A 6,994-nucleotide genomic window follows, 5' to 3' on the forward strand; every position below is an offset into this window, starting at 1 on the left:
CAGGCGTTGCACTGAAACCTCTTGCGCGGGCTGCCGTGCAGGACGCAGTGGGCTTGGCACCCGCAACGCGGGCAGCGGAAGCCGGCCGGCCATCGGGCCCGCTCCAGCGCCGCCTCGCACTGGGCCTCGGTGCCGTACTGGGCGATGAATGCCGGCAACGACATCCCCGGCTGAAACTGAATCCGATTCTGCGCCATGAGGCCACTCTCCGCTCACTGTGTAGCCTCAACGTACGCCCGGGGGTGGCTCACCCAGTGAGCCTGGCTGACTCTCGTCGCTAATCAGGTCAATCGATGCATAGCCTTCTGGCTGCGCTCCCGGCGTGACTGTCGTATCGTATGTTGGTAGGAGGCCCAGGCATGCATCCATTGATTCAACAACATCGCAACGCGCTCGAATCGGCATGCCGTGACTTCGGTGTGTCAAGGCTGGACGTTTTCGGGTCTGCAGCTCGCGAGGAAGATTTCGACCCTGAACGTTCGGACGTGGATTTCCTCGTGGAATTCGGGCCGGAGCAGACCGGATTGTCCCTCGAGCAATTCCTCGGTCTGCGCAGAGAGTTGAGCAACATTCTTGGACGGCCCGTGGACCTGGTGACGCCGCAAAGTGTGATCAATCCGTATGTCCTAGCGGATATCGAACGAACCCGGGAGGAGGTCCATGCGGCGTGATCCGCGGGCGTACCTTTGGGACGCACGTGAGGCCGCGAGACACGTGGCGGAATTCGTGAAGGACGCGAACGAAGAGGACTACATAGCCAGCGATCTGATGCGCTCCGCCGTTGAGCGGCAGCTGGAGATTCTGGGCGAGGCGCTGGGCCAGCTGGAAAGGGCGGATCCCGATCTGGCCCGACAGATTCCACAATTGAGGGCGGCCGTGGATCTGCGAAACCTGCTGATCCATGGTTATGCCAAGATCGATAGCCGCATTGTCTGGAACACTGCCACGACTGACGTCCCGGTTATGGCCCGGGAACTGGACAGTTTACTGCGGCAACTGGATGGGTGAGGCCTGCAATGGCGTCTGTCAGGCTCAACCGCTAGCTGTTTGGGAAACCTTGCATGTATTGCCTCTCGGCGAATCGCCACATACAGGATCTGGACAAACGTTTTGCAATTCCCGGGGTGACAAAGAACCTGGTTCCAGTGGACGAGACACGAAAAAGCGCCCGGCGAATGATCCGACCGGGCGCGGCTTTTTGCCTTGCCCACTGGCGGGGCGTTGGCGTCGGCCTTACGCCGAGGCGGCGCGGGAGGCCTTCTTGCGTTCGTGCTCGAGCAGGAACTTCTTGCGGATGCGCAGGCTTTCCGGGGTGACCTCGACGAGTTCGTCTTCGTCGATGAACTCGATGGCCTGCTCCAGCGTCATGCGGATCGGCGGGGTGAGCTGGATATTCTCGTCGGTGCCGGAGGCGCGCACGTTGGTAAGCTGCTTGGCCTTGAGCGCGTTCACGACCAAGTCGTTCTCGCGCGAATGTAGGCCGATAATCATGCCTTCGTAGACCTCTTCGCCGGGGCCGATGAACAGCTTGCCGCGACTCTGCAGGTTGAACAGGGCAAAGCCCGGCGCCTGGCCGGCGGCATTGGCGATCAGCACGCCGTTCTGGCGCGAGGCCACGGCACCGGGCTGATACGGACCGTAGTGGTCAAAGATGTGGTGCAGGATGCCGGTGCCGGAGGTCGCGGTCATGAACTCGGTCTGGAAACCGATCAGTCCGCGCGACGGAACGATGAAGTCCAGGCGCACACGGCCCTTGCCGTCCGGAACCATGTTGGTCATGTCGCCGCGGCGTTCGCCGAGCTTCTCCATGATCGTGCCCTGGTGCTGCTCTTCGACATCCACGGTAACCGCTTCGTACGGCTCCTGCTTCACACCGTCTACTTCCTTGATCACCACCTCGGGACGCGCGACGGCCAGCTCGTAGCCCTCGCGACGCATGTTCTCGATGAGGATACCCAGGTGCAGTTCGCCACGACCGGATACCTTGAACTTGTCTGGATCCTCGGCCGGCTCGACTCGCAGCGCGACATTGTGCTTGAGCTCTTCCTGCAGGCGATCGCGCAGGACGCGCGAGGTGACGTACTTGCCCTCGCGTCCGGCAAATGGCGAGGTATTGACCTGGAAGGTCATGCTGACGGTCGGCTCGTCGACGGTCAGCGGCTCCATCGCCTCTACATGGTTCGGGTCACACAGCGTGTCGGAGATGAACAGCTCGTCCATGCCGGTGAAGGTGATGATGTCGCCGGCGTTGGCCTCAGTGACTTCCACGCGCTCCAGGCCGTGGAAGCCCATGATCTGCAGCATGCGGCCATTGCGCACGCCGCCCTCGCGGTCCACCACCTTGACCGGGGTATTCGGCTTGATGCGCCCGCGCTTCACGCGGCCGATGCCGATCAGGCCCTGATAGGAGTTGTAGTCCAGCGAGGAGACCTGCATCTGGAACGGGCCGTCGGCGTCGACGTTCGGCGGGGACACATGCTTGACGATCGTCTCCAGCAGGCAGGTCATGTCGCCTTCGGTGACGCTGGAATCCAGCCCGGCAAAGCCGTTCAGCGCGGAGGCAAACACGATCGGGAAATCGAGCTGCTCGTCGGTCGCGCCGAGGCGGTCGAACAGGTCGAAGACCTGATCCACGGCCCAGTCCGGGCGGGCACCGGGGCGGTCAACCTTGTTGACCACCACGATCGGCTTGAAGCCCATGGCGAAGGCCTTCTGGGTCACGAAACGGGTCTGCGGCATCGGGCCGTCGACCGCGTCCACCAGCAGCAGCACCGAGTCGACCATCGACAGCACACGCTCGACCTCGCCACCAAAGTCGGCGTGCCCGGGGGTGTCGACGATGTTGATGCGGTAGTCCTGCCATTCGATAGCGGTGTTCTTGGCGAGGATCGTGATCCCGCGTTCCTTCTCGATCGCGTTCGAATCCATGATCCGCTCGCCGTGGTCGCCGCGCGCGTCGAGCGTGCCGGACTGGCGCAGGAGCTGGTCGACCAGCGTGGTCTTGCCATGATCGACGTGGGCGATGATGGCGATGTTGCGAAGCTTCTCGGTCATGGAATACGAACTCTGGATACTGGCAAAAGGGCCGACACTATACAGACTTATGCGCGAGCGCGCTGCGACTTCCCTGTTTTATGCGCAGGCTCCTTCGTCGCCAAGCGCCGCTGGCACGGCTCATCACCATCCTTGCCCCGTATCGGTAACCTAACCGGCGATCCCGGCCGCAACCGATTCGCCTCGTTACCCCTCCCGCCGTCACCCTGCCCCGGTCATCCCGGCCGCAGCGCAGCGTAGAGCCGGGATGACCGTGCGGAGGCTTCGAGGGTCCAGGGCGGCCCGAACGAAGGTCGGCTCGAGCGGGTTGGCCACGCGATGTGCGGGCGGCCACAGGGAAGGTCAGGTTCCGGATTCGTCTTCCGGGGGTGGGAGCTGGAGATGAAAGCCCTGCTCCTTGAGGTTGGCCAGGACCTTTTGCGGGTCTTCCCGGGCCAGGGTGCGCTCCGGGGTCAACTCGAACTCCAGGGCAAACTCGAGGCGACCGAGTGCGCGGGTCAGGCCATCGGGGAGCTCGGAGAAGTCGTCCTTCTGCGGGAGGTAGACGTAGGTATCAGCGCGCCGGGTCGCGCGGTAGACATAGCACTGCATCGGTTCAGTCCTCAAGATAGGTATAGCCGGTCAGGCCCTGTTCCAGCTCGGCCAGCAGCCGGCCCGCGGCCTCGCCACGCAGGCCGGCGGCGTCGATCTTGGCACGGAAGGCGCGGCGCAGGTCGTCCGGGGCAAAGTGCACGTAGCTCAGCAGTTCGTCCACGGTGTCGCCGCGTTCCGGGTCGACCAGACGGTAGCCGCCCTCGGGCAGCAGCTCCACGTTCACGGTGTCGGTGTCCCCGAACAGGTTGTGCAGATCGCCCAGGATCTCCTGGTAGGCACCAACCAGGAAGATGCCGAGATAATACGGTTCGCGGTCGTTCCACGGGTGCAGGGCCAGCGTGGTGTGCGTGCCCTCGCGCTCCACGTAGTGCTCGATGTGGCCGTCGGAGTCGCAGGTCAGGTCCTGCAGTACCGCGCGCCGGGTCGGTCGCTCGTCCAGCCGGTGCAGCGGCATGATCGGGAAGATCTGGTTGATCGCCCAGGTGTCCGGGATGGACTGGAACACGGAGAAGTTGCAGAAGACCTTGTCCGCCAGCTTGTCGGTCAGCTCCGCCTGGATCTCCGCCGGCAGGGCCTCCGGACGCGCCAGCAGGCGCTGACACAGGGCAAAGTAGATCGCCTCGGCACGGGCACGATCCGCCAGCGACAGCATCCCGCGGGCAAAGCGCGCCTGCACCTCGGACAGGCCATAGGCGGCGTCATGGTAGATCTCGGAGGCCGGGCGCTCACCGTCCTCCAGCAAGGCGCGCATGGCGGCGATCTCGGGCAGCTCGCCATCCTCGGCGGGCGGGACGTCGCCATCCCCGGGGGCCGGCTCGCAGTCGATCACGTTGGTGATCAGGACCGCGTGGTGCGCGGTGAGCGCCCGCCCGGATTCGCTGAACACCTCGGGCATGGCGAGATCATGTTCCTCGCAGATGCGCTTGAGCGGACGCAGGATGTTCAGCGCGTACTCCTCCACCGAGTAGTTGATGGAGCATTCGTTGCGCGAGCGCGAGCCCTCGTAGTCGATGCCCAGGCCACCGCCAACATCCACCACCCGAAGCGCCGCGCCGGCCTCGGTGAGCGCGGCGAAGTAGCTGGCCGCCTCGCCCATGCCGTTCTGGATGTCGCGGATGTTCGCGATCTGCGAGCCCATATGGAAGTGCAGCAGCTGCAGCCGGTCCAGCCAGCCAAGACCGCGCAGGCGCTCGAGCATGCCCAGCACATCCGCTGCGGACAGGCCGAACTTGGCCTTCTCGCCGCCAGTGTTCTGCCATTTGCCCTTGCCGATCGAGGCCAGGCGCACGCGCAGCCCCAACAGGGGCGCGATATCCATGTTCTCGGCCTGGCGGATGACCTCCTCCAGCTCCGAGGGCTTCTCGATCACGATGTACACGCGATGCCCGAGCTGGCGTCCGATCAGCGCCAGGCGCACGTACTCGCGGTCCTTGTAGCCGTTGCAGATGATCGCCGCCCCCGGACGCGACTGTGCCAGCACGGCCATCAGCTCCGGCTTGCTGCCCGCCTCCAGCCCGACCCGCGGGGTGAGGCCGTCGGCATCCGGTGTATCGCCCGCCGCCAGGATCTGATCCACCACGCTGCGCTGCTGGTTCACCTTGATCGGATAGATCGCGGTGAACGTACCTTCATATTCCAGCTCGCGCGCGGCGGTGTCGAAGGCCCGCGCCAGTCGCCGTACCCGGCCGTCCAGCACATCCTGAAACCGCACCAGAACCGGCGGGCCCACATGCTCCTCGCGCAGGCGCCCGGCGAGCTCGTACAAATCCACACCGGGATGCTCCGGCCAGTCCGCACGGCGCATCGCCACGTGGCCCGCAGCGTTTACCTCGAAGAACCCACCGTTCCAGTGATCAATCCCGTAGGTGGCGCGGGCCTCGTCCAGATTCCAGGGCGTGTCAGACATGGCGATTCCTTGGGCTCTACGAAGACATCTCGCCCGTCATTGCGTACATGGACGCCCCCGGTTTGCCAAGCGTTTGAGTAGATGGTTTCGGGGCGACGATTGCTCCCGTACATTCGGACTGCGTGTGCGGCTTTCATTCGCCACGGTCCCGGATGGATTCCGCGGGTGGAGGGTCCCAGCGAGGTCGCGCACTCGAGGTGCTTCGCAATGATCGGACTGGCCCCCACCGGGATCGCTCCCGTTGCCATCATGCTCAATCGCTTGCGCAATCGAGGGTTGGGTACGTAATAACGCGTTCGCTTCTCCGTTTTTTCAGGCTTACGCGGCGGCGCCGCGTAAGCCGGGGTCAAACGTCCGGTCATGGGCCATCAGGGCCCAGACCGTGCGGGCATTCTTGTTGGCCAGGGCCACGGTGGCCACGTTGGAACCGCGCCGCTGGCGTAACCCTTCGAGCCAAGGGTCGCCGCCCTCGCCGCGGCGCTGATCCGCCAACAGGGCGGACCGCGCCCCGTGGATCAGCAGCATGCGCAGGTAGCGGTCGCCGCGCTTGCTGATCCCCAGCAGGTTCGACTGGCCGCCACTGGAGTGCTGCTTGGGCACCAGCCCCATCCAGGCGGCCAGCTGGCGACCGTTCTTGAAGTGCCGGGCATTGCCGATCGCGGCGACCAAGGCGGTCGCGCTGATCGATCCGATCCCCGGGATCTCGGCCAGGCGCCGGCTGACCGCATGACTTCGATGCCAGGCCTGGATCTGGCGCTCCTGTTCCTTCACGGCCTGGTCCAGTCGCCGCAACTCGTCGAGCCGGTCGGCCAGCAGCGTGCGGAACAGATCCGGCAAGCCGTTCTCCGCGTCCTCCAGGATCCCCGGGAGCTCGCGGAACAGGGTCGTCATCCCCTGGGGCACCACGATCCCGAACTCAGCCAGCAAGCCGCGCAACTGGTTGGCCTGCGCGGTGCGCGCCTTGATCTGGCCCTCGCGCACCCGGTGCAAAGCCAGTACCGCCTGCTGGTCGGGCGTCTTGATCGGCACGAAACGCATGTTCGGGCGGGTCACCGCCTCACAGATCGCCTCGGCGTCCGCCCGGTCGTTCTTGTTCGTCTTCACGTAGGGCTTCACGAACTGCGGCGCCATCAGCCGCACCTCGTGCCCCAACGCCTGCAACTCACGGGCCCAGTAATGGGCACTCCCGCAGGCCTCCATGCCCACCCGGCACGCCGGCAGCTGCGCCAGGAACGCAAGCAGCTTCTTCCGCGTGATCGCCTTCGAAAACACCTTCCGGCCCTGCGCATCCACGCCGTGGACCTGAAACACGTTCTTCGCGAGATCAATGCCGAGTGTTGTAACCTGCATCTGGACGCCTCCGTCGCTTCGAGTGAGAGTTCACACCCCCACTCTGGCACATCGCGATGCCGTAATAGGGCGGGGGCGTCCATTCCATTG

General features: G+C 64.8%; 7 protein-coding genes. 2 read left to right on the plus strand and 5 right to left on the minus strand.

The annotated features are described in order from the left end of the window. The coding region (locus F813_RS13780) for a transposase (protein ID WP_017926918.1) at positions 1–197 on the minus strand (197 nt) is incomplete at its 3' end. 162 nt (positions 198–359) lie between these two features. On the opposite strand from F813_RS13780, the gene F813_RS0113300 reads away from it, so the two are divergent. Both F813_RS0113300 and F813_RS0113305 read left to right on the plus strand, forming a co-directional pair. After that, positions 360–671 carry a nucleotidyltransferase family protein gene (locus F813_RS0113300; protein ID WP_017926919.1) on the plus strand — a complete coding sequence of 104 codons (312 nt, stop codon included), beginning with the start codon at positions 360–362 and terminating at the stop codon, positions 669–671. Beyond that, complete coding sequence (locus tag F813_RS0113305) at positions 661–1,008, plus strand: DUF86 domain-containing protein (protein WP_017926920.1); 348 nt, start codon at positions 661–663, stop codon at positions 1,006–1,008. Before F813_RS0113300 ends, F813_RS0113305 begins: the two co-directional genes overlap by 11 nt. A gap of 225 nt (positions 1,009–1,233) precedes the next feature. Here F813_RS0113305 and typA read toward each other — a convergent pair whose 3' ends face one another. The 4 genes from typA to F813_RS0113325 all read right to left on the minus strand — a co-directional run bounded on the left by typA (position 1,234) and on the right by F813_RS0113325 (position 6,904). Further along, entirely contained in the window at positions 1,234–3,054 is a 1,821-nt protein-coding gene (gene typA / locus F813_RS0113310; protein ID WP_017926921.1) for a translational GTPase TypA, read from the minus strand. A gap of 342 nt (positions 3,055–3,396) precedes the next feature. Next, complete coding sequence (locus F813_RS0113315; RefSeq protein WP_017926922.1) at positions 3,397–3,645, minus strand: YcgL domain-containing protein; 249 nt, start codon at positions 3,643–3,645, stop codon at positions 3,397–3,399. Positions 3,646–3,649: 4 nt separating this feature from the next. Beyond that, positions 3,650–5,554, minus strand: coding sequence for a biosynthetic arginine decarboxylase (speA, locus tag F813_RS0113320; protein ID WP_017926923.1), 1,905 nt, complete (start codon positions 5,552–5,554; stop codon positions 3,650–3,652). Positions 5,555–5,872: 318 nt separating this feature from the next. Beyond that, complete coding sequence (locus tag F813_RS0113325; protein WP_012983403.1) at positions 5,873–6,904, minus strand: IS110 family transposase; 1,032 nt, start codon at positions 6,902–6,904, stop codon at positions 5,873–5,875. Between the last annotated feature and the right edge of the window lie 90 nt (positions 6,905–6,994).

The organism is Thioalkalivibrio sp. HL-Eb18 (genome assembly GCF_000364985.1).
In the GTDB taxonomy this organism is placed as follows: domain Bacteria; phylum Pseudomonadota; class Gammaproteobacteria; order Ectothiorhodospirales; family Ectothiorhodospiraceae; genus Thioalkalivibrio.

Bases quoted from the DNA above. Each gene is read 5' to 3' on its own strand.
- F813_RS0113300 (WP_017926919.1), top strand. From the start codon at position 360: ATGCATCCATTGATTCAACAACATCGCAACGCGCTCGAATCGGCATGC.
- F813_RS0113305 (WP_017926920.1), top strand. From the start codon at position 661: ATGCGGCGTGATCCGCGGGCGTACCTTTGGGACGCACGTGAGGCCGCG.
- typA (WP_017926921.1), bottom strand. From the start codon at position 3,054: ATGACCGAGAAGCTTCGCAACATCGCCATCATCGCCCACGTCGATCAT.
- F813_RS0113315 (WP_017926922.1), bottom strand. From the start codon at position 3,645: ATGCAGTGCTATGTCTACCGCGCGACCCGGCGCGCTGATACCTACGTC.
- speA (WP_017926923.1), bottom strand. From the start codon at position 5,554: ATGTCTGACACGCCCTGGAATCTGGACGAGGCCCGCGCCACCTACGGG.
- F813_RS0113325 (WP_012983403.1), bottom strand. From the start codon at position 6,904: ATGCAGGTTACAACACTCGGCATTGATCTCGCGAAGAACGTGTTTCAG.